Source organism: Oscillibacter sp. GMB15532, from assembly GCF_041020825.1.
In the GTDB taxonomy this organism is placed as follows: Bacteria; Bacillota; Clostridia; order Oscillospirales; family Oscillospiraceae; genus Oscillibacter.
On record NZ_JBEVTO010000008.1, the window covers coordinates 130,066 to 150,394 of the forward strand.

17 protein-coding genes and 1 riboswitch are annotated in these 20,329 nt (G+C 57.2%); of the genes, 14 read left to right on the forward strand and 3 right to left on the reverse strand.

All coding sequences use genetic code 11. From position 1 onward, the window contains the following. The first annotated feature begins 19 nt into the window (after positions 1 to 19). Together ABVS15_RS11125 and ABVS15_RS11130 are read left to right on the forward strand one after the other, a co-directional pair. Complete coding sequence (locus ABVS15_RS11125; RefSeq protein WP_369283747.1) at positions 20 to 373, forward strand: CoA-binding protein; 354 nt, start codon at positions 20 to 22, stop codon at positions 371 to 373. 101 nt (positions 374 to 474) lie between these two features. Next, a complete protein-coding gene (locus tag ABVS15_RS11130; protein WP_294856770.1) occupies positions 475 to 648 on the forward strand; it encodes a hypothetical protein in 174 nt (57 codons plus the stop codon). A 177-nt stretch (positions 649 to 825) separates the two neighbouring features. On the opposite strand, the gene ABVS15_RS11135 is transcribed toward ABVS15_RS11130, so the two are convergent. Further along, on the reverse strand, positions 826 to 6,519 hold the full coding sequence (locus tag ABVS15_RS11135; protein WP_369283748.1) for a SpaA isopeptide-forming pilin-related protein: 5,694 nt from the start codon (positions 6,517 to 6,519) through the stop codon (positions 826 to 828). A gap of 400 nt (positions 6,520 to 6,919) precedes the next feature. On the opposite strand from ABVS15_RS11135, the gene ABVS15_RS11140 reads away from it, so the two are divergent. Together ABVS15_RS11140 and ABVS15_RS11145 are read left to right on the forward strand one after the other, a co-directional pair. Beyond that, complete coding sequence (locus ABVS15_RS11140; RefSeq protein WP_369283749.1) at positions 6,920 to 7,618, forward strand: class D sortase; 699 nt, start codon at positions 6,920 to 6,922, stop codon at positions 7,616 to 7,618. A gap of 112 nt (positions 7,619 to 7,730) precedes the next feature. Beyond that, positions 7,731 to 7,818: riboswitch (cyclic di-GMP riboswitch) on the forward strand. A gap of 109 nt (positions 7,819 to 7,927) precedes the next feature. Beyond that, positions 7,928 to 8,473, forward strand: coding sequence for a CAP domain-containing protein (locus tag ABVS15_RS11145; protein WP_369283750.1), 546 nt, complete (start codon positions 7,928 to 7,930; stop codon positions 8,471 to 8,473). Positions 8,474 to 8,597: 124 nt separating this feature from the next. Here the strand turns inward: ABVS15_RS11145 and ABVS15_RS11150 are convergent, their stop codons facing one another. Beyond that, positions 8,598 to 8,960 (reverse strand): helix-turn-helix domain-containing protein, encoded by a 363-nt coding sequence (locus ABVS15_RS11150; protein WP_369283751.1) that lies wholly within the window; start codon positions 8,958 to 8,960, stop codon positions 8,598 to 8,600. A 258-nt stretch (positions 8,961 to 9,218) separates the two neighbouring features. On the opposite strand from ABVS15_RS11150, the gene ABVS15_RS11155 reads away from it, so the two are divergent. Together ABVS15_RS11155 and ABVS15_RS11160 are read left to right on the forward strand one after the other, a co-directional pair. Continuing rightward, positions 9,219 to 11,081, forward strand: a complete 1,863-nt coding sequence (locus tag ABVS15_RS11155; RefSeq protein WP_369283752.1) for a methyl-accepting chemotaxis protein — start codon at positions 9,219 to 9,221, stop codon at positions 11,079 to 11,081. A gap of 266 nt (positions 11,082 to 11,347) precedes the next feature. Next, complete coding sequence (locus ABVS15_RS11160; protein ID WP_369283753.1) at positions 11,348 to 12,622, forward strand: replication-associated recombination protein A; 1,275 nt, start codon at positions 11,348 to 11,350, stop codon at positions 12,620 to 12,622. On the opposite strand, the gene ABVS15_RS11165 is transcribed toward ABVS15_RS11160, so the two are convergent. After that, on the reverse strand, positions 12,603 to 13,538 hold the full coding sequence (locus ABVS15_RS11165; RefSeq protein WP_369283754.1) for a S1 RNA-binding domain-containing protein: 936 nt from the start codon (positions 13,536 to 13,538) through the stop codon (positions 12,603 to 12,605). The genes ABVS15_RS11160 and ABVS15_RS11165 overlap by 20 nt on opposite strands. A gap of 94 nt (positions 13,539 to 13,632) precedes the next feature. On the opposite strand from ABVS15_RS11165, the gene ABVS15_RS11170 reads away from it, so the two are divergent. The 8 genes from ABVS15_RS11170 (at position 13,633) to ABVS15_RS11205 (ending at position 20,287) form a co-directional block, all read left to right on the forward strand. Further along, positions 13,633 to 13,827 carry a DUF951 domain-containing protein gene (locus tag ABVS15_RS11170; protein ID WP_312281345.1) on the forward strand — a complete coding sequence of 65 codons (195 nt, stop codon included), beginning with the start codon at positions 13,633 to 13,635 and terminating at the stop codon, positions 13,825 to 13,827. Positions 13,828 to 14,311: 484 nt separating this feature from the next. Then, positions 14,312 to 16,963, forward strand: coding sequence for an alanine--tRNA ligase (gene alaS, locus ABVS15_RS11175; protein WP_369283755.1), 2,652 nt, complete (start codon positions 14,312 to 14,314; stop codon positions 16,961 to 16,963). Position 16,964: 1 nt separating this feature from the next. Continuing rightward, positions 16,965 to 17,138, forward strand: coding sequence for a DUF4250 domain-containing protein (locus ABVS15_RS11180; RefSeq protein WP_369283756.1), 174 nt, complete (start codon positions 16,965 to 16,967; stop codon positions 17,136 to 17,138). A 54-nt stretch (positions 17,139 to 17,192) separates the two neighbouring features. Beyond that, positions 17,193 to 17,531: a histidine triad nucleotide-binding protein gene (locus ABVS15_RS11185; RefSeq protein WP_369283757.1), complete on the forward strand. Its 339-nt coding sequence runs from the start codon at positions 17,193 to 17,195 to the stop codon at positions 17,529 to 17,531. Between the two features lie 274 nt (positions 17,532 to 17,805). Beyond that, positions 17,806 to 18,408 (forward strand): signal peptidase I, encoded by a 603-nt coding sequence (gene lepB / locus ABVS15_RS11190; RefSeq protein ID WP_369283759.1) that lies wholly within the window; start codon positions 17,806 to 17,808, stop codon positions 18,406 to 18,408. A 19-nt stretch (positions 18,409 to 18,427) separates the two neighbouring features. Then, positions 18,428 to 19,309, forward strand: coding sequence for a ribosome biogenesis GTPase YlqF (ylqF, locus tag ABVS15_RS11195; protein ID WP_369283760.1), 882 nt, complete (start codon positions 18,428 to 18,430; stop codon positions 19,307 to 19,309). Further along, the gene (locus ABVS15_RS11200) at positions 19,302 to 19,937 is read left to right on the forward strand and encodes a ribonuclease HII (protein ID WP_369283761.1); all 636 of its coding nucleotides are present in this window, start codon (positions 19,302 to 19,304) and stop codon (positions 19,935 to 19,937) included. The genes ylqF and ABVS15_RS11200 overlap by 8 nt, the downstream gene beginning before the upstream one ends. Further along, on the forward strand, positions 19,934 to 20,287 hold the full coding sequence (locus ABVS15_RS11205) for a YraN family protein (protein ID WP_369283762.1): 354 nt from the start codon (positions 19,934 to 19,936) through the stop codon (positions 20,285 to 20,287). Before ABVS15_RS11200 ends, ABVS15_RS11205 begins: the two co-directional genes overlap by 4 nt. Positions 20,288 to 20,329 lie beyond the last annotated feature (42 nt).

The window sequence follows — 20,329 nt, forward strand, 5'->3', positions numbered from 1 at the left end:
AAATAAAGAGGGTGTTTTTATGGAGTTACAGGAAATCATGCGCCAGCGCGTTTTCGCCGTGGTGGGCAACACGCTGGATTCCGAGAAATATGCCTATAAAATCAAAGAGGGTATGATCGAGAAGGGCTACACGGTTTACGCCGTGGGTAAGGAGCTACCCTCGCTCAACGACGTGCCGGAGGAAATCGACATCATCGACCTGTGCATTCATCCTGCCAAGGGGCTGGAGCTGATGCGGGCGTGCAAAAAGAGCTTCAAATGCATCGTGCTTCAGCCGGGGGCGGAAAGCGCGGAGCTGGTGGCCTATTTGGAGGAGAAGGGAATGCCTTATATCAACGGGTGCCTGCTGGTGGGCATGCGGATGTTTACCTGATTTCCGGTTTGTGATCCACCGGCCGACATCCCTCCATGTTCGTATTTTCAATAGAACGGCTAAATTTCATTTTTCCGGAAACCCTATGCAGGGGTGATGAAATGGGATTAACTTATACCGATATGTATGCGAACATTGGACCTGACCCGCAGGCGGCGGCGTATTTTAACGACCTGCCTGAGGTGATTCAGGCACAGATTCTGGCGAAGGACCCGCCGCCAAGCTCCTTGGACGCCCTGAAAAAGCTGGTCAAGGAGGCCGACTATATCTTCTGACCCGGGCCGCCTCGTTAAGAGGCGGCCATTTTTTGCGCGCATTATCCGCATCACTTAATTTTAAAACAGCGGTCTGCAAAAAATGGACGGAGCCCCGCGGCATCACCGCGGGGCTCCGTTTACACTGTTCTATTAAGGCTGTGTCAAAGGAAGTGCCAGGCACATTTTCGGACAGGCTTACTTCTTCCGATGCTTGGGGAAATAGCCTTCCTTCCGGCTCCACACAAAGCCAATCGCGGCCAGTGCAATGCCGGACAGCAGGAGGAAGAAGCTGGGGGCAACGCCGCCGGTCTGAGGAAGCTTGCCGGGAATACCGTCTTCCTCCCAGCCCGCGACCTCCGGTTCTTCGTCCAGGGCGGCGTCTTTCAGGGTATAGGACTGAGCTGCGCCGCTGGCAGGCAGGGTCACAGCCAGTGCGTCCTCAGTCAGCAAGTACCCGTCCGGTGCGGCTGTTTCGCAGACCGTGTACTTCCCGATGGGAAGGTCGGTAAAGACAGCCAGACCATTCCTGCCGGTCGTCTCTCTAGCAAAGACGCTGCCGTCCGCCGCGTACAGGGTGAATTCCGCGCCGGCCAACGGTTCACGGGCCGGATTGACCTTCATGATCCGAATGGAACCCAGAACGGAAGCGGGAATCTCAGGCTTTGCCTCGTTAACCACGGTCAAAGTACGCGTCTCGTTCTTGGACAGGGTCACGTCCTGATTTCCGGCCACGCGGACATAGCCGCTGGGAACGCGGGTTTCCGCCACGGTGTATTGCCCGGCGGGGAGATTTTCAAAGGAGACCTTTCCGTCCGTCCCGGTCGTGCCCGTTGCGACCGCGCTGCCGTCCTTGTTGTAAAGCGTAAACTCCGCACCAGAGAGGGGGGTGCCGTCCGGGTCGGTCTTCAGAACAAGGATTGTGCTCGCGTCGGCAGCGGCTTTTTTGTTGACTATAGTAAAGCTGCGGCTGGTGCCGCTGGTAGTTGAAAGCTTTAGCTCCTCGCCGCTCAGCACATAGCCGTCGGGGGCCTTAGTCTCGCGGATGGTGAAGCTGCTGTAAGCCGCCAGTCCGGTAAACTCCGCCAGGCCGCTGGGACCGGAAACCGTGCTGGCAATCGCCTTGCCCGTGGAGTCATAGAGGGTAAATTCCGCGCCTGCCAGAGGCTTGCCATCTTCATCTTCCTTCATAACCGAGGCTCTTCCGGAGGAGGGGGAGGAGGGAACGGGGGCGTTTTGAAGAGCGGGGGCCGCTGTTACGCTGCCGTTCGTATCCCAATAGACAAGCGGGAGCAGCGTCGTTTGATCGGCGTTCCACCGGACCTCCGCTTTGAGCTGCTTTTCGGTGGAGTAATAGCCGGAGGGAGGGGTGATTTCCTTGATGGTGTACGTCTCGCCCGGCGCGTTTACGGGGACGTTCTTAAATGTTACCACGCCGCTTACAGCAGTGGCGGTTGCGGTGTAGATACCGGTGGTGGGATCGATGGTGCCGCCGGTTACGGAGGCGAGGAAGCCCGCAGCGGCCTGCCCCTGAATCTGGAAGGTGCCGCCGTTGATGATTGTAGTGGCGGAGGAAGTGCTTTCCTTTGCAAAGGACACATCTGCCACAGCCGCGAGGTTAACCACTTCGGGCAGAACGGCAGTGGCGTCGATGCCCTGAGAGTCAAAGAGCGGGGTGCCGGTCAATGCGGAATTGTCGTACAGCCGGACCCGCAGACCTGTGGTGGCGCCTGTTGTCTTATAGTTGACATCCACCCAAAAGACGGGGGTAGCGTCGGGGTTGGCATTGGGGTTCAGATATCCGGCGGGAACTGTTTCATAAATGGCGTATTTCCCAAAAGGAACGTCGGAGAAGGCCACCTTGCCGGAAACAGAATCGGGATTCTGAACGGCGCCCACCTGTGCTCCGCCCGGGTAGGTTTTCAGGGCAAACTGCGCGGCGGGCAGAGGACCGATTCCCCTGTTGGGATTGGCGGAATTATTGTCGGTGCGCAGCTTGTAGAAAGCAATGTCGGGATTGACCCCGCCGTTGATGGGGGTAGCGTCGTTTTTCAGGGTCAGGGGCGTGGATACTGCGGCGTAGGTAACGCCGTCCGTCGAGTAGGTAGGCTGGGCTTCGGTGTAGCTGCCCGGCTTATAATCGACCTTAACGTAAATTTTTTCAAAGGTCTTTTCGTGGTTGTCGGGCGGGGTGATTTCCCGAATGTAGTAGTCGCCAAACTCCACGCCGGTGAACTTTACCTGACCTCTGTCGGGGTCGCCGGAGGCGGGCACACTTTGTACAAGGCTGTCGTCGGCTTTGTTATACAGCCCGAACAAGCCGCCGGAGAGGGCTTCGTTCGCCTCTCCAATTTTCTTAAGTTCCACATCCACCTTTGCAAGCGTGTTGGTGATCGTCACATTGTTTAGGTCCTGGTTTGTCTTGCTGATGGGATTGCCGTTATTAACCGTGTGGATTCTGTCGGCGGGATTGGCAGGCAGGAGATAGCCGTGGGGCGGCTTTGTTTCCTGAACCTTGAAGACCCATGCGGGCAGGTTGTTGAAAAGAGCTTCTCCGCTGGTATCGGTTTTCCGCTCAACAGCACGCAGCGCTTTACCGCCTGTGCCCTCGTTGAATGCAGTTTCATTCTTTTTGACATTGCCGTTTGCGCTGTTCAGAAGGGCAAATTCCGCACCGGACAGGTCCGTGGACGCAGTGGAGCCGGAGTTGGACGGCGCGGCGTCCGCTAATTTTTTGACGGTAATCTGATTGGCGTACATCCCGCCAATGGCGGAGGCCTCCGTCACATTGATATTGGTGACTTCCTTCCCATCCTTCATTGTGGAATCTTCCAATTCGATTTTGTTGGTGATGCCGTTGGTGGTTTCGTTCTTTTTCAGCGCGGTGTCAAATTGCAGGAGATAGGCGTTGCTGGTGTTATGAGGAAGGTAGAGCGTGAGAACGTGATTCCCGTCTTCGCCGTTATCGGCATAGGTGTAATACGCGCCCGTTTCCGCCGGTGTCTCCGTGGCCAGCTTCTTCAAGGAAACAAAGGTTTTTGCACCGGTCTGATTTCCGTCTTTGTCCACGTTGATTTCGTAAAGCTGGATGGAGTTGTCTCCGAGCACCGGCTGCCGCTCGTCAAGGGTGCTTTCCGGCCGGTCAATCAGCTCAATTTTGGCGTGCAGGGTGTCCGTGACTTTGCCATTTTGCAGAAGAACCTTGGAGGGGTTGATGACTGCCTCCCACGAAATGATTTCGTTGCTGGTGCCGATGGTTTTCTTGGAGATCATGGGATTTTTACCGGTTACGGTGTAGGTGTCCGATTCGGAGCCGCCTCCGAGATTCGTCCAATTCAGCGTTGCTGTATTGGGGAACTTGTGCTGCTTATTCGTGTCCCAGAAGCCGCTGCCGTCTCCGATTTTCTTTAGGAAGTCGTCCGTCACTTTTGTCCAGAAGGTGACGGTGAACTGGGCAGAGGTGGAGGTTGGCAGGGAGATCAGGAAGCCTTTGCTTTCATCCTCGCCGGGATACGCCTCACGCTTGGTCCCGGTCAGCTCGGCGGGAGACGAAAGGCTCACGCCATAAATCAGCTCCGTTTTGACGGATTTCGCGCTGCCGGTCATGGCCTGAATTTCAAACTTGTGGGTTGCATCGACCCACAGCTCCAAGCCCTCTGGAAGTTGATCGGAGATAGTTGCGCCCGTCAGGGGAAGCTGGTTGCGGTTGGCCACCACGGTCCACTGAATGGAGCGGTCGGCCACGTTGTAGCTGGTGCCGCGCTTGTTCAGCATTTCGAGGTTGAATTTTTTCTCGGCAGAGGCTTCGCCGGACTTGGTAAGTCCGAGCCACAGCTCCGTGTTGTTGACGAACGCTTCGGTGGTATTGGGAGAGGTGTGGCCCTTGCCCTTATACAGCTTTTCAAGGCCGCTGTCCGTCACATAGGTGTAGTATTCGATAATATAACTGTCCGTGCAGTCTGCGGTGGAGGGGAGTTCAAGGGTAAACCCGCTCTTGTCCGCACCGCTGGCAGTGAGTGTGGTTGAGCTGCCAGTCTGGGCGGAGCCAGAGAAGGCGGTGTACGTGTCAATGGTGGTAACGGCTCCGCCTGTCGTCTGGCTCTTCACGGTAAACTTGTGGTCAGTGCTGTCTATGAACAGCTCGTGCCCTGCCTGAATGAAATCCTTGACAACGGGGGCCGTCAGCTTCACATGGTTGCTGTTGACGGTGGTGGTCCACTTGATGTAACGGCTGCTTTCGCCCACAAAGTTGGCCGGGTTGGGGCCCGGGGTGGACTTGGCGATGTAGCCGTATTGCTGAGACTCCTTCTTCACCTCGCCCGTGCCGAAGGAGATGGTGGAGCCTCCGTCGCCGTTGGGGTCCCACGTCCACTCAAAGCGCGCGTTGTTGGTGAATTCCAACTGCGTGTTGTTATTAGCCACGGTGTCCCAGTCCTTCACCTTGGTGGAGTAAGTAAGCACCACGGTGTCGCCGGATTGGGGCTGGGGAGAGGCAAACAGATAGGTCAGCGTATGCTTAGGGGCAGTAGGAGGATTGGCCTCAACAAAGCTGTATTTTCCAGGCTCGTCGGCGGTTGTAGGGGAAACGGTGTCAAAAGCCGAGCCGTTATAGCTGTACTGCACAGCGGGAGTTGTGAGAAGCTCCAACTGGGGGTCCATTTCGTCAATAATTTTAGCGTTGGGAAGGGTAATTTTTATTTCGTTGCCATTGGTGTCATACGCCTTGGGGACGTTCACTGTGATTTTCCAGTTAATCCGGCCCTCTTTGTCGGGCTGAACGTTGCCGCCCTCTTTTTGAATGACGGCGCCGGAGGTCAGTTCCTTCTCCGCTTTCAGGGGATTGGTGTCGGTGGAGCTTCTATAAAGCTTGGCGGTATTTTTGAATTTTTCGGAACCAGAGTTGGCGCTGGAATTCAGTTTCGTCTCATAGGTGACGATCTGCTTACCCTCCGTACCTTCGGGGAAGGTGTAGGAAATGGAATTTGTGCCCTTGGCAATGTCCGCTTCGATAATGGTACGGGGCGAGGAATCCGTCAGGCTTTTTACCGTAAAGGAATCTGTGGCATAGGTCTGATTGGCGCTGTATGTATCCTCGAGACGATAGCCAGCAAGGCTGGTCGTGTCGGATTCTGGCGTGACCGTAACGGTCCAGCGGATGTTGCCGCTGGGAAGAAATACGCCGTTTTTATCCAGATTGACCTTGCCCGGGGCCGGTGGGGGATCGTCGGTGTCGCGCTCAATCACGACTGTCTGCGAGCCGAGACTGAAGGAGGTTTCCTCCGGTGCACCGGAGGCGATATTGTTAAAAGTACCGTTGATGGTAATATTGCCCCAGATGCCGTACTGCCCCTCAACGTTGGCGTTGAACACCACGGTGAGCGTGTTTCCGGAAATGGACGCGGTGCCGATGGTTACACCGCTGCCATCTTTTACGGTAATGCCCGATAGGGGCGAGAAAGTAAGCCCCTCGGGCAGCCGGAAGTCGAAAAAGTCGCCCTCCTCGTAGTCATAGGTCATAACGCCGGATTCGCCTTCCTCCAGATGGAAGCCCAGCTTCAGCATCAAATTTGCGCCGGAGGGGGCGTTGTAATAAATGCCGGAAGAGCCGCTGCTTGTGGGCGGAATTTCGTTACCGGTGGCGGGGTCGGTAATTTTGATTTCGCTTTTCTGTTCCGACGGGGTATAATCATTTTCGTGAATGACCAGATACTTCGTATCAGTAAGGTCCTTTAGGGAGCCCCCTGCGACAAGAGGCATCATCATCGATCCTCCGGACGGCGACTCCTGAACAGCCTGAACAAAGTTCAGCGGCAGCAGCTGCATGGCCAGCAGCACTGCCATCAGCAGGGAAAATGACTTCCCTTTTCGTGCTCTCGTGTTTCGTACTCTCATACAACAATCTCCTTCTCTGTGAATCCCACAAAATTTCTTAAAATTATGTCGCCGCACGGCGGCGAAGGCCAGATGCTGTGTTCGGCCGGGGTATCTATTGAAAACGGCTTTTGCCGGAAAGCTCGGATTTTTTAAAGTCTAATATATGAACCGCAAAAAAAGAGGCGAAAGGGGAAGTAAAACGCGGGTATATAGCATTATCCGAAAAGGTGTTTGATATGGAAGAAAAATAAATGCCTTTTCCAAAGTTGAAACACTGGAACGGGTATGATAAAATTTGTGGACCCCCTCTGCGGAGGGAGAGAAAACCGACAAAATGTGTCACTGTTGCGGCGTCCTGCCGGACATGCCGCTTTGCTTTGCCGCCTGGGCGAAAGAAGCACGCTTACGGAAAATACGAATGACAGAGGGAGAGACGATGGGGAAAAGCACTGAAAAGCGCCGAAGAGGCCCGCGCCTGATGATGGTGCTGGGCCTTGTGCTGGTGGCTGTGGCCGTGGCCATAGAGGCGGCGGATTATCCATGGGGGCGGCTGTTCGGGGTTGTCCCCGAAGCGCTGCCGGACCCTGCCCCCATTGTTCTGACCGGCGAGGATGCGGACAGTCTTCTCACCGATGAAGCCGAGCCTGTGCCGGAGGACGAGAGTGGAATTCTTCCCGGGGAGGAGACGGAGGACGGGCCGCCGGAGGCTTATGTCCGGCTGGGGATTCTCAAAATTCCATCACTTGGCGTGTCGCAGCATGTACTGGAGGGCACCGGGCGGCAGATGCGCTACGGCGTGGGTCATGTGGTGGGAACAGCGGGCCTGGGGCAGGAGGGCAACTGTGCCATCGCGGGACATCGGCCCAGTCCCTTCCGGTATCTGGACAAGCTGAGGGAGGGAGACAAGATCACCCTTGGTGAGGGGGAGACGCTGTATACCTATACAGTTTATGAGTCTTTCAGCGTGCTGCCTGAGGAAACATGGGTGCTTTCCGACATCCCCGGGGAGACGGACACACTCACACTCATCACCTGCACGCCCTATTTGGTGTCCAGCCACCGGCTGGTTGTCCGTGCGCGGCTGACCGACACCGGCGTAAATCCCTCCGCGTCCTGATTTGGAAGGGACAAAAAAGGAAAATTTTTTAAAAGATTTTTCAAAAAGCCTTGCATTTTGACACAAAGTCGCGTATACTTTAGAAAACGCATATATACGAATATGATACACAGAACGATAATAGCAAACCATCCGAAAGGATGGGACGCAAAGCCACGGGTCTAAGGTTTTGAAAAAACTATGATAGCCGGGCTGCCGAAATTGATGTCTCATTAGGAATTTAGTGAGTCCTTTTTGGTAGCAATCAAAAAGAGACTCGCTTTTCTTTTAGGCACGATTTCAACTTCTTGCGGAAGGGAGTTTTTAATCGTGAGAAGGCTGAAGAAATTTTGGGCGGTTCTTGCCGCCGCTGCTCTTACCGCCGCGCTTGCCGTTCCGGCGCAGGCTGCTTCCTGGGAAAAGGGAACGAATATGAATACATCCTCCACCGCTGCTGCGGAGAAAAAGGAAGACAAAACCCTCACTGCCGAAGAATTTTCCGCCGAGGTGCTGCGCCTGGTCAACGAGGAGCGCGCCAAGCAAGAGCTGGAACCCTTTGAAGCAGACGCTGAGCTGGCCGAGGTTGCGGCTGTACGCGCCGAGGAAAGCGCCGCCAAGTTTGCCCACGAAAGACCGGACGGACGGTCCGTTTCCACGGCATTTACAGACGAGGACGTCACGTTTATCAAGGTCGGCGAAAATCTGGGCAAGGGACATAAAACGCCGGACGAACTGGTGAAGGCTTGGATGGAGTCCAAGACACACAGGGCCAACATTCTCAGTGAAAAATTTACAGTTGCCGAGCTCGGGTTTTTCAAAAACAGCGCCGGTACAATCCATGCCGCACTCATGTTCCTCACCCCTTCGGAGAGTTGAGGAGCAGGAGCCTTTCGGATTTAAACGGCATAGCGTCCGCTTGGCGCTATGCCGTTTTTCGAGCTCGAAAAACCACGCGGACCGCGTGGTTTTTGATTTGAAAAACTGGTGAAAAACGGTGGATCTACTTTTTTCTACCGTATTTTTCCTTGAGACGCTGCAAGTAGACGTATTCCAGTACCGCCCGTCTCCCGCCTGCCCCCAGGGACAGGACGTAAGAGAGAAGCCCACCTGCTGTTGTACCGTCGATTATCTGCTCCTTCAGGGCGGAAAGGCCGTCTTTGCAGTCGGTTCTTCCCAAAAGATAATCTGTCGATACGTCATAGTAGTCGGCCAAAATGACCAGCGCCCGGATCGGAAGATCGCTTCCTCCCATCTCATACTTGGAATATTGCTGCTGCGTGGTACCAATTAAGCCGGCAATGTCGGATTGCTTTAAATCTTTGTCTTCACGCAGTCCGCGAAGAATTTCTATTGTTGTCCTCATGCATTGCACCTCTGTCGAAAATCATATCAAAACAATGGTAAATATATTGATATATACAATCTATAAGTTTAATGTCAACAAGATTACGCCTTTAAGATGTTCATAATATCTGGCGTGTATGCAGGAAAATTGAGAGCCGGGCAGTTAAGGGACGAGGCCGAGCCCAAAAGGTTCCGCGTTTTCAGGCATTATAAAAATAGACACGCAAATTTAGAGAGAAAAAAGCGCATTTCAACTGCATGGAAGGGGATATTATTTATGGGACGGATCGCAAACATGAAAATTTCCACGAAATTGGTGGCAGGCTTCTTGGCCATAGCGCTTATTGCGGGCGCGGTTGGCATCGTTGGACTTATGAATATCAATGCGTTAGCAAAGTCGGGCAGAATGCTCTACGAGAAAAACACCATGGCGGTTTTGTATTCGGGGGACGCCAATACTTCTTATCAGCGGATTCGGTACAACGTGGCCGAAATGCTGCTGATGCAGGCTGACTCGCTGAGAGACAATTACGTAAAAGAATGCGAGGCACTTCTTAAAATCATTGAAGAGGACATGGCCAACTATGAGGCGGGCATCTCCGAAGATGCCGATCAGGAACTGTTTTTTGACCTGAAATCAGACTGGGTGGATTTCAAGACTTATATGCAGCAGGGCCTTTCCTATGCAAAGGTGGGCCAGTATGACCATGTGCGGCGCGTTTTGCTGGTGGAAGCGAACGCGGTGAGCGGCAGCCTGATGGATTCGTTTACGAAAATCTATGAGTATAACTCCAATCAGGCGGCGGAAAGGGCGGCGGAGAACGATCAGCTTGCGAAAATCTCCAATCTGATTATGCTGTCCGTGATGCTGGTCGCGCTGGTGGTGGCTATTACGCTTGGAGTGCTGCTTGCCCGCGGTATCAGCAAGCCGCTGAATAAAGTCGTGGAGGCTGCCGACAGGCTTGCAAAGGGCGACTTCAATATCGATGTGGCGATCAAATCCAAGGATGAGACTGGAATGCTGGGTCGAAGCTTCACCAACATGTCTGAGACGCTCAAGGCCATTATCGAAGATCTTTCCCGCGGACTGGAGGCATTTGCCGACGGCAATTTTGCGATTGACTCCTCGTCGGACGAAATCTATACGGGTGATTACCGTCCGCTGCTGGACAACACCCGGAAAATGAGGGACAAGCTCAGTGTTGTGCTGCGGGGTGTCAGTACGGCGGCGGAGCAGGTGACGGTCGGCGCCGATCAGGTGTCCGGCGGGGCGCAGGCGCTGGCCAGCGGCTCCACCGAGCAGGCGGCCACTGTCGAGGAGCTGAACGCCTCGATTGCGCAGGTTGCCGAACAGGCTGAGAATAACCTTGCTACCATCAAGACTGCCGCCGGACATATTGAGCAGGCCGTCGGAGGAGTGAAGGGGAGCAACGAATATATGCACCAGCTCTCCACGGCAATTGGAGAAATCAGCACATCCTCCAACCAGATTGTGAGCATTACCAAGGTCATTGAAGACATTGCTTTCCAGACCAACATTCTGGCGCTGAATGCCGCCATCGAGGCTGCCCGGGCAGGCAACGCGGGCAAGGGCTTCGCCGTTGTGGCCGACGAGGTGCGCAACCTTGCCGGAAAATCTGCCGAGGCCGCCCGCCGGACGGCGGATCTGATTGGAGTTGCCGTGGCCACTGTGGCCCGGGGAACGGAAATCACCGAGAAGACGGCGCTGGAGCTGCGCAACACAGAAGTAAGCGCACAAAAGGTGGCCGAGAGCTTTGGCCTGATTGAACAGGCTTCCATGCAGCAAACTGACTCCATTGAGCAAATTCGGGACGGGCTGAACCAGATTTCTGCCGTGGTGCAGACCAACGCCGCCACAGCGGAGGAAAACTCCGCCACCAGCGAGGAGATGTCCGCTCAAGCAGTCACCCTGCGTCAGGAAGTGGGTCGGTTCAAGTTAAAAGAGGAGAGAGTCGACTTCCTCCGGGACGTGGAAAGCACCCCGACGTCCGATGCGTCCGACGGGGACGGCATGTCCGATGCGGACGGAGCGGCCCCCAATGCCGACGGTGCAGCGGCTCCCGATGCGGACATGGAAAGCAAGGCCACGCCTGCCAATTTACCCGCGGGAAAATATTGACGCAAAGGAAACGGAGAGCCGCGGGCGCGGACTTTCGGGTCTGGCCATTGCTTTGAAAAATGAGCGCCCGGTTTTCTTACAAAGTACTTAGAATACGTCTTTTGCACAGAAATGTATCACAAAAACCCGTTTCCAACCGGAAACGGGTTTTTGTTGTTTGGTGCGTGTGCCGTCTTAGGAAATCTTGCAATTTTACGTGGCGTGTGGTATGGTGGGAGGGCGAAAAACAGTGCCGCCGAAAGGCGGACATGGAAGGGGGGAGCGCCTTGCAGCAGCGCCCATTGGCGGATGAAATACGGCCCGGGACCATCGACGAGGTGGTGGGGCAAAAGCACCTTTTGGGGCCTGGTGCGGTGCTTCGCCGCCTGATTGAAAGCGGGACCTCCACCAATATGGTGTTTTACGGGCCCTCCGGGACCGGCAAGACCACCGTGGCAAACATTATCGCGGAGAAAACACAGAAAACGCTCTACCGACTCAACGCCACCACCGCCAGCCTTCAAGATGTGAAGGAGGTCATTGCAAACGTGGGGACGCTGCTGGCCCCGGGGGGGATTCTGCTGTATCTGGACGAGATACAGTATTTCAACAAGAAGCAGCAGCAGAGTTTGCTGGAGTTTATGGAAAACGGGCAGATCACCCTGATTGCCTCTACTACGGAGAATCCGTATTTTTATGTATACGGCGCGCTGCTCTCCCGCAGCACGGTGTTTGAGTTCAAGTCTGTGCCGCCTGAAGAGGTGCTGCCCGCCGTGGAGCGGGCGCTGGAAATAGAGAAGGGGCGGCAGGAACTGCCCCTTGTCTGGGAAGAGGGCCTGCCGCTGGACGTTGCCACCGCCTGCGGAGGAGATGTGCGCAAGGCGATCAACGCCGTGGAGCTTCTCTGCCGCGCGGCGCGGCCCGACAAAAACGGAGAGCTGAAGCTCACCCGGGAGGACGCGCGGCAGCTCTCCCAGCGCAGCGCCATGCGCTACGACCGGGAGGGTGACGCGCACTACGACATTTTGTCCGCGCTCCAGAAGTCCATCCGGGGCAGCGACCCGGATGCGGCGGTGCACTATCTGGGACGGCTGCTGGAGGCGGGAGATTTGCTGTCCCCCTGCCGGCGGCTGCTGGTCATCGCGGCGGAGGACATCGGCCTTGCCTATCCCATGGCAATTGCGGTGACAAAGGCGTGCGTGGACGCGGCGGTGCAGCTGGGCCTGCCGGAGGCGCAGATTCCCCTGGCGGAGGCCGCCATTCTGCTGGCCACCGCACCTAAGTCCAATTCCGCGGTGAACGCTGTGGCGGCGGCGATGGGGGATTTGAAGGCCGGGCGGACGGGGGATATCCCCCGCCAACTCCAGAATGTCCACGCGGACACCACCGGCTTTGACAGCCGACAGAACTATAAGTACCCCCACGCCTATCCGGGCCATTGGGTGGAGCAGCAATACCTGCCAGACGCGCTGAAAAACGCCCGGTATTATGAATACGGCGAGAACAAGACCGAGCAGGCCGCCCGGCGGTACTGGGAGGAAATCAAAGGCGCAGAGCGGTAAAATCCGTGGCCGCCGGGGGCTTTTCATAGCAGGCGGGAGAATAGACCCAGCGTTCCAGCGTTCCGTCGGTGATTTGATAGCGCAGGGGCACGGGATAAACAGAGGGCGTAAGCCGCTGGATGATTTGCAGCTTGATTTTCATGTGCTCAGGGCGGATGGAGCGAATGTAGACCGAAACCCGGTCCCCCTCCGCCACGTCCTCTTTCAGGTCCGCAAGTCCGGAGAGGTTGGGGGCCAGCTCCACAAAGGCCCCGTAGTCCCGGATGGAACGGACGATGCCCTGAACGGTTTCGCCGGGGGAAAAATAGCTGGCGTTTTCCATCCAGGTGCCCAGCAGCTCCCGATGGGTCATGGTGAACCGGCGGTTTTCCCGGTCAATGGACAGCACTGCCGCCAGAATTTTTTGTCCTGTGCGGAAGCGGGCCGCGGGGTGAGGGATACGGGAGACGGAGATGCGCTCGATGGGCAGCATGGCCACCACTCCGCAGCCGATGTCCAAAAACGCACCGAAGGATTCCATATGCGTCACCCGGCAGGTGAGGACCGTTCCCGGTTCCAGCGTCTCCATAAAATGCGTGATGGCCCGCTCCTGTACGGCCCGACGGGACAGGAGGGCCCGGGGTGCGCCCTTTCCGTCGGCGGTAAGGCTTGCCACCGAGAAGCAGACGGGCTTTCCCACAAGGGATAAAAGCGCGATGTCCCGTTCCGCGCCGCCAATCCATGGGGAAACGGCTTCACTCCGGGGAATCAGGCCCTCCATAGGGCCGAGGGAGACGTGGAGCGTTCGCTCCCCGTCGCACCGGATCACAGGGGCCTCCAGAATTGTGCTGTGCTCCTGGGCGTCCCGCAGCAGGGCGGGGGTAAGGGGGGCGCGGGGGCGCAGGCCCTCCGGCAGATACATTTTATTTTCCGGCATGGCAACTCTCTCCATCCGCCGCGCAGAGCGGCGCAAATTCAGCATCTGAATCACTATATGCGCCCTTTGGCGGGGGATTGACAGGAGGAATTTCATGGACTTGCATCTTCACGACCATGTGGAACTGAAAAAGCAGCATCCCTGCGGCAGCAAGCACTGGGAAATTCTGCGGGTGGGCATGGATATCAAGCTGAAATGTCTGGGCTGCGGGCACGAGCTGATGCTCCCCCGGAGCCGGGCGGAAAAGAGCATCCGAAAAATTTTGACGGAGGAGGAAAAAAACAGATGAACAAGGGAACCCGCATTGCGGCGATTGTAATTGTGGGACTGCTGGTGTTTTCGCTTTTGGCGTCGCTGGTGGTGCCGTTTATGGCGTGAGGCCGGGATTAATCCGGAGAAAGCCGTCCCGGCGGGGAGCGCTGAAAAACTCTCGCTAAAGGCGGTTTTAACGCCGCAAATCCCATTGACAATGTGAAAAAGTGTGCTAAAATAGCAACGTAATCTGAAAATGCCATGACGGAGCCAGCCGTGCGGACAGGTTTTAGCGAGGGGGAGACGGTGAAAGTCCCCCACCCAAGACTGTGCGGCAGCCACTTCCGAGCATCCCGCGACGAGCGGGACGGTTCATCCCCGATACAAAGATGGCTAAGACGCCCCGCAAGGGGATAATTAGGGTGGTACCGTGAAGCATCGCTTCGCCCCTATGCCGGGGCGGGGCGTTTTCTTTTTTATCGCAGATTTGAGAAATTTTGAGAAATACGGAGGAAACATATATGGCACATCCGGTATACGGACTGAACGAGCTGCGGGAGAAATTCCTGAGCTATTTTGAGAGCAAGGGACATCTGCGCCTGCCCAGCTTTTCCCTGATTCCCCACAACGACGCAAGCCTTCTTCTGATCAACAGCGGCATGGCCCCCATGAAAACCTGGTTTACCCGGGAGGAGGAGCCTCCCCGCAACCGGGTTTGCACCTGCCAGAAGTGCATCCGCACCGGCGACATTGAAAACATCGGAAAAACCGCCCGTCACGGCACCTATTTTGAGATGCTGGGCAATTTCTCCTTCGGCGATTACTTCAAGAAGGAAGCCATCCCCATGAGCTGGGAGTTTTTGACCGAGGTGGCGGGGCTGGAAGCGGACCGGCTGTATCCCTCCATTTACGAAGAGGATGAAGAGGCCTTTGAAATCTGGAACAAGGACATGAACATCCCTGCCGAGCGCATCTTCCGCTTCGGCAAGGCGGATAACTTCTGGGAGCACGGCCCCGGTCCCTGCGGCCCCTGCTCCGAGATTTACTATGACCGGGGCGAGAAATACGGCTGCGGTCGGCCGGAGTGCACCGTGGGCTGCGACTGCGACCGGTATATCGAAATCTGGAATAACGTCTTCTCCCAGTTTGTCAACGACGGCGAGGGCCACTACGAGGAGATGACGAATAAGAACATCGACACCGGCATGGGTCTTGAGCGGCTGGCGGTAGCCAGCCAGGGTGTGGCGTCCCTGTTCGATGTGGATACCGTAATGCACATTACCAACCATGTCAGCAAGATTACCGGCGCCCACTACGAGGAAAGCGCCAAGACCGACGTGTCCCTGCGGGTCATCACGGACCATATCCGCTCCTCCGTCATGATGATCTGCGACGGCGTACTGCCCAGCAACGAGGGGCGGGGCTATGTGCTGCGCCGCCTGCTGCGCCGCGCCGCGCGGCACGGAAAGCTGCTGGGGGTAGACGGGCCGTTCCTGTACAAGGTGGTGGCCACGGTAGCGGAGGTCAACAAGGCCGCCTATCCCGACGTGGCGGAAAAGGAAGCCTATATCACCAAGGTGGTCCGGACGGAGGAGGAGAACTTCCTCAAGACGCTGGACGCGGGCATGAAGATTTACACAGAGATGCTGGCGGCCCACAAGGAGGAGAGCAAGACTTTATTCTCCGGGGCGGACGCATTTAAGCTTTATGACACCTATGGTTTCCCTCTGGACCTGACGGCGGAAATGCTGGAGGAAGAGGGCATGCAGGTGGACGAGGCCGAATTCCGCGAGCTGATGGAGCAGCAGCGCGTCCGGGCAAGAAAGGCCCGCGAGGCGCTGGGCGACGTGGCATGGGCTGGCATTGATCTGGGTCTTGATGCAACGCCTACCCTCTTCACCGGCTACGACCACAACCAGGATTCCGGTACGGTGCTGGCCATCGTGGCGGAGGATGAGCTGCGGGACGCCATCGTCAAGGGTGCCGAGGGCGTGCTGGTGCTGGACAAAACGCCGTTTTATGCGGAGATGGGCGGACAGGTGACGGACCACGGAACCATTTCTCTTGGCGGGGCGGTGTTTGCCGTCCAAAATGTCCAGAAGGACAAGGCCGGGAAGTTCCTGCATCACGGCGTGATGGAGTCCGGCGAACTGAAAAAGGGAGACACGGTCACCTCCGTCATTGATGTGGAGCGCCGTCAGGCCGTCCGCCGCGCCCACAGCGCCACCCATCTTCTGGACGCGGCACTGAAAAAGGTGTTGGGGGACCACGTGCATCAGGCCGGTTCCTTGGTGGAGCCGGACCGGCTGCGATTCGACTTTACTCACTTCTCGGCCATCACGGCGGAGGAGCTGTCCCAAATCCAGCGGCTGGTGAACGACGAGATTTTGGCGGGCCTGCCTGTTGGCACACAGGAGCTTCCCGTGGAGGAGGCAAAAAAGCTGGGGGCCGTGGCCCTGTTCGGCGAGAAGTACGGCAAGACCGTCCGCGTGGTTTCCATGGGAGAGGGCGAGGAGTTGGCCTCCATGGAGTTCTGCGGCGGAACGCATCTGGACAACACCGCAAAGGTTGGCCCTTTCCGTATCCGGTCCGAGGCGGGCATCGCCTCCGGCGTGCGCCGGATTGAGGCCACGGTGGGCAAGGCCTCGCTGGAGACGATGAACCGCAATCAGGAACTGCTGTTCCGGGCGGCGGAGCTGCTGAAGACCAGCCCCGCGGACCTTGCGGACCGGGCGGAGCAGGTGATGCTGGAAATGCGGGAGCTGCGCCGCGAGGTGGAGCGGTATCAGGCGCAGGCTTCTCTTGGCGATGCACAGCAGTTTTTGATGTCTGCCAAGGCCGTTGGCGGCCTGAAAATCGTGACCCACAGCCGCCCGGGCACGGACGCCAACGCTCTGCGTCAGATGGGTGATTTCCTGCGGGATAAGGAACCGGGCGTGGTGGCGGTGCTGGCAAGCGCCGCAGAGGAGAAAATCACGTTCCTTGCCGTGTGCGGCAAGGAGGCTGTGGCAAAGGGCATCAAGGCGGGAGAGCTGGTGAAGCTGGTGTCCGGCATCGCGGGCGGCTCCGGCGGCGGCAAGCCCGATTCCGCCATGGGCGGCGGCAAGGACCTGTTGAAGCTGGACGACGCGCTGGCCGCGGTGGACGATTTCGTTGCGGAAAGGCTGAAATAAGATGCTGCCAAAGGACCCTGCCATTTTGCTGAGCGTGGTAAATACCAAGCTGCGGGATGATTACGCGGATCTGGAGGACCTCTGCGCCGTCGAGGATGTGGACCGGGCGGAATTGGTCAAAACTCTGGAAAAACTGGGATATCGCTATCACGCCCTGTACCGCCGGTTTATCTAAGATAAATTCACGAAGATGAATTTACCGAATATTTTTTAAGAGGGAGGACTCATGATGTCGGACTGCTTATTCTGCAAAATCGCCGCCGGGGAGATTCCCAGCGACACGCTGTATGAGGACGAGCTGTGCTATGCCTTCAGCGATATTGCGCCTCAGGCCCCGTCCCATTTTCTGGTGATTCCGAAGAGCCACATTGCCTCCGTGTCCCAGATTGACAGGAACAACAGCGCGCTGGTTGCCCACATTTTCGAGGTGATTGCAAAGCTCACCGCCGAAAAGGGCATCGGAAGCTATCGCGTGGTTTCCAACATTGGGGAGCAGGCCGGGCAGAGCGTGCCCCATCTGCACTTCCATGTGCTGGGCGGGCGGGACATGACCTGGCCTCCGGGCTGAGACAGCCCAAATTCCAGGGCCGATGACTGAAAAGGCCTGCGGTCTGAATGTGTGCGAAGGAACTGTCGAAGACGGTTCCTTCGCGCATTTTGCGAGAAAAATCCCGCCCTTCGCACTTGTTCTTTGCGGTTAAATTTGTTATACTATGCAAGTTAGGGCCGCGCGGAAGCTGCCCTTGCGGAGAGCGGAGGCTAAATGCCTGCCGCGCCGGAGAAAAGCAGCGGATGGGCTTCCCGTCCGGCGTGGTTCCGGAATCTGCCGGACGAGGTATAAAATGACAAACGACATGAGAGAATTGACGGCGGTGGTTCCGGATGCTGTTCGGGGACAGGGCCTGTACGAATGGGTGCGGGCGCTGGTGTCCTCCGTGCTGGCGGTGGTGCTGGTGTTTGCTTTCGCCGTGCGGCTGATTGGCGTGGACGGACAGTCTATGCTGCCCACGCTTCAGGACGGGGACCGACTGGCGGTTACCGTGGGCCTGCTGGCGGGGAAGTATAAGGCCGGGGACATTGTGGTTTTACGAAAGCAGAGCTTTTTGCAGGAGCCCATTGTCAAGCGGATTATCGCCGTGGGTGGGCAGACGGTGGACATTGATTTTGATGAGGGCAGCGTACAGGTGGACGGAAAGGTTTTAAACGAGCCGTACATCCGGGAGCTGACCTTTCGCTGCGACGGAACGGAGTTTCCCCTGACGGTGCCGGAGGGCTCCGTATTTGTAATGGGGGACAACCGCAACCACTCCAACGACAGCCGGGACGCGCGGCTGGGCACGGTGGATGAGGGGTATATCATCGGCAGGGCGGCGCTGATTCTGTATCCCGGCAGGGATTCGGAGACAGGGCAGCGGGATTTTTCCCGTATTGGCTTGCTCCGGTGAGGGCACAAGGAGGAAACACGTGGAAAACAGACAGAATCTGAATATTCAGTGGTATCCCGGCCACATGACCAAAACCCGGCGGATGATTGCCGACCAGCTGAAAAACGTGGACGCGGTGTGCGAGCTGCTGGATGCCCGCATTCCCATTTCCAGCCGGAACCCGGACGTGGACGAGCTGACGGCGGGAAAGCCCCGGCTGGTGGTCCTAAACCGGGCGGATCAGGCGGACCCCGCCAAGACGCGGCTGTGGGCGGCCTATTTCCGGGAAAAAGGCTATGCGGTGCTGGAGTGCAGCGCAAAGGGCGGAGACGGAGTGGAACGGTTTCCCGCCGCCGTGCGGGCCCTGCTTACGGACAAGCTGCGGGCCTACGCCGAAAAAGGGCAGGTGGGCCGCACTATGCGGGTGATGATTCTGGGAATTCCCAACGTGGGAAAATCCACCTTCATCAACCGGGTGGCAAAACGGAAAACCGCCAAAACCGAGGACCGACCCGGTGTTACCCGGGCGAAGCAGTGGGTCCCCATCGATCAGGGGCTGGAGCTGTTGGACACGCCGGGAATTCTCTGGCCCAAGTTTGAGGACCAGAGCGTGGGGCTGAATCTGGCCTTCACCGGCGCGGTGCGGGACGAGGTGATCGACATTGAGACGTTGGCCTGCAACCTTATGAGCTATCTTGCCGCCCGGTATCCGGAACAGCTTTCCGAGCGGTATAAATTTCAGCCCCAGCCGGGGGCATCCGGCTATGAATTACTGGAACAGGCCGGACAGAAGCGGGGCTTTGTGATTCGGGGCGGGGAAATCGACACGGAGCGGATGGCCAAAATCCTGCTGGACGAGTTCCGGGGCGGGAAACTTGGACGCTTTAGCCTTGAAACGCCGGAGGAGCAGGGAAATGGCTGAGATGGAACATCCGTGGAGCATTGAGGAGCAGTGCTTTGCCGCCGGGTATGAAACCGTGTGCGGCGCGGACGAGGCGGGGGCCGGCCCGCTGGCGGGACCGGTGTATGCGGCGGCGGTGATTTTGCCCCGTGGGCTGGTCATTGATGGGCTGAACGACTCGAAAACGCTGACGGAGAAAAAACGGGAGGCGCTGTTTGAAATTATCCGGGCCGAGGCCGAGGACTATTGCGTAGCATGGGTGGAAGCCGAAGAAATTGACGGCATTGACATTCTCAATGCCCGTATGAAGGCTATGCAGCTTGCCATCGACGGGCTGAAAAAGCGGCCCGATTTTGCGCTGATTGACGGGAATCGTGACCGGGGCAGCCTGTGCGCCATCACCGCGCCTCACGAAACCGTGGTGGGCGGAGACGGCAAAAGCGCATCCATCGCGGCGGCGTCCATTCTGGCGAAGGTCAGCCGGGACCGGTTTGTGACCGAAGTACTGGACAAAGAGTATCCTCTCTATCAATTCGCAAAGCACAAGGGGTACGGCACCAAGCTGCATTACGCCATGCTGGACGCTTACGGTCCCTGTCCCGCCCACCGGCGGAGCTTTTTGAAGAAATGGGAGAGGGGACGTCCATGACCACGAAAAGCGCCGGAAACCGGGGCGAGGCGGAAGTGGCCGGATATCTGCGCCGGAGGGGCTATGCGCTGCTTGCCAACCAGTGGCGATGCCGCTTCGGGGAGATTGATTTAATTGCCCGTGATACGGAGGGCCTGCTGTGCTTTGTGGAGGTGAAGCTGCGGAGCAACTTGCAGGTTGGGCTTCCAAGGGAATATGTGACCGTGGCTAAGCAGGCGCGGCTGCGGTCCGCCGCCGCGCTGTACATGAGCGTGAAGGATTTGGACGAGCCCGCACGGTTTGACGTGGCGGAGGTTTACGACGAGAATGGCGCGCTCCGGGTGGAGTATCTGGAAAACGCGTTTGAATAAGACTGCCGGGAGCCTGACGGAAGACACGCGGCGGCGCGACAA

Excerpts from the sequence above, each read along its gene's own strand:
- ABVS15_RS11125 (WP_369283747.1), top strand. The coding sequence starts at position 20 with ATGGAGTTACAGGAAATCATGCGCCAGCGCGTTTTCGCCGTGGTGGGC.
- ABVS15_RS11130 (WP_294856770.1), top strand. The coding sequence starts at position 475 with ATGGGATTAACTTATACCGATATGTATGCGAACATTGGACCTGACCCG.
- ABVS15_RS11135 (WP_369283748.1), bottom strand. The coding sequence starts at position 6,519 with ATGAGAGTACGAAACACGAGAGCACGAAAAGGGAAGTCATTTTCCCTG.
- ABVS15_RS11140 (WP_369283749.1), top strand. The coding sequence starts at position 6,920 with ATGACAGAGGGAGAGACGATGGGGAAAAGCACTGAAAAGCGCCGAAGA.
- ABVS15_RS11150 (WP_369283751.1), bottom strand. The coding sequence starts at position 8,960 with ATGAGGACAACAATAGAAATTCTTCGCGGACTGCGTGAAGACAAAGAT.
- ABVS15_RS11155 (WP_369283752.1), top strand. The coding sequence starts at position 9,219 with ATGGGACGGATCGCAAACATGAAAATTTCCACGAAATTGGTGGCAGGC.
- ABVS15_RS11165 (WP_369283754.1), bottom strand. The coding sequence starts at position 13,538 with ATGCCGGAAAATAAAATGTATCTGCCGGAGGGCCTGCGCCCCCGCGCC.
- ABVS15_RS11170 (WP_312281345.1), top strand. The coding sequence starts at position 13,633 with ATGGACTTGCATCTTCACGACCATGTGGAACTGAAAAAGCAGCATCCC.
- alaS (WP_369283755.1), top strand. The coding sequence starts at position 14,312 with ATGGCACATCCGGTATACGGACTGAACGAGCTGCGGGAGAAATTCCTG.
- ABVS15_RS11180 (WP_369283756.1), top strand. The coding sequence starts at position 16,965 with ATGCTGCCAAAGGACCCTGCCATTTTGCTGAGCGTGGTAAATACCAAG.
- ABVS15_RS11185 (WP_369283757.1), top strand. The coding sequence starts at position 17,193 with ATGTCGGACTGCTTATTCTGCAAAATCGCCGCCGGGGAGATTCCCAGC.
- lepB (WP_369283759.1), top strand. The coding sequence starts at position 17,806 with ATGACAAACGACATGAGAGAATTGACGGCGGTGGTTCCGGATGCTGTT.
- ABVS15_RS11200 (WP_369283761.1), top strand. The coding sequence starts at position 19,302 with ATGGCTGAGATGGAACATCCGTGGAGCATTGAGGAGCAGTGCTTTGCC.
- ABVS15_RS11205 (WP_369283762.1), top strand. The coding sequence starts at position 19,934 with ATGACCACGAAAAGCGCCGGAAACCGGGGCGAGGCGGAAGTGGCCGGA.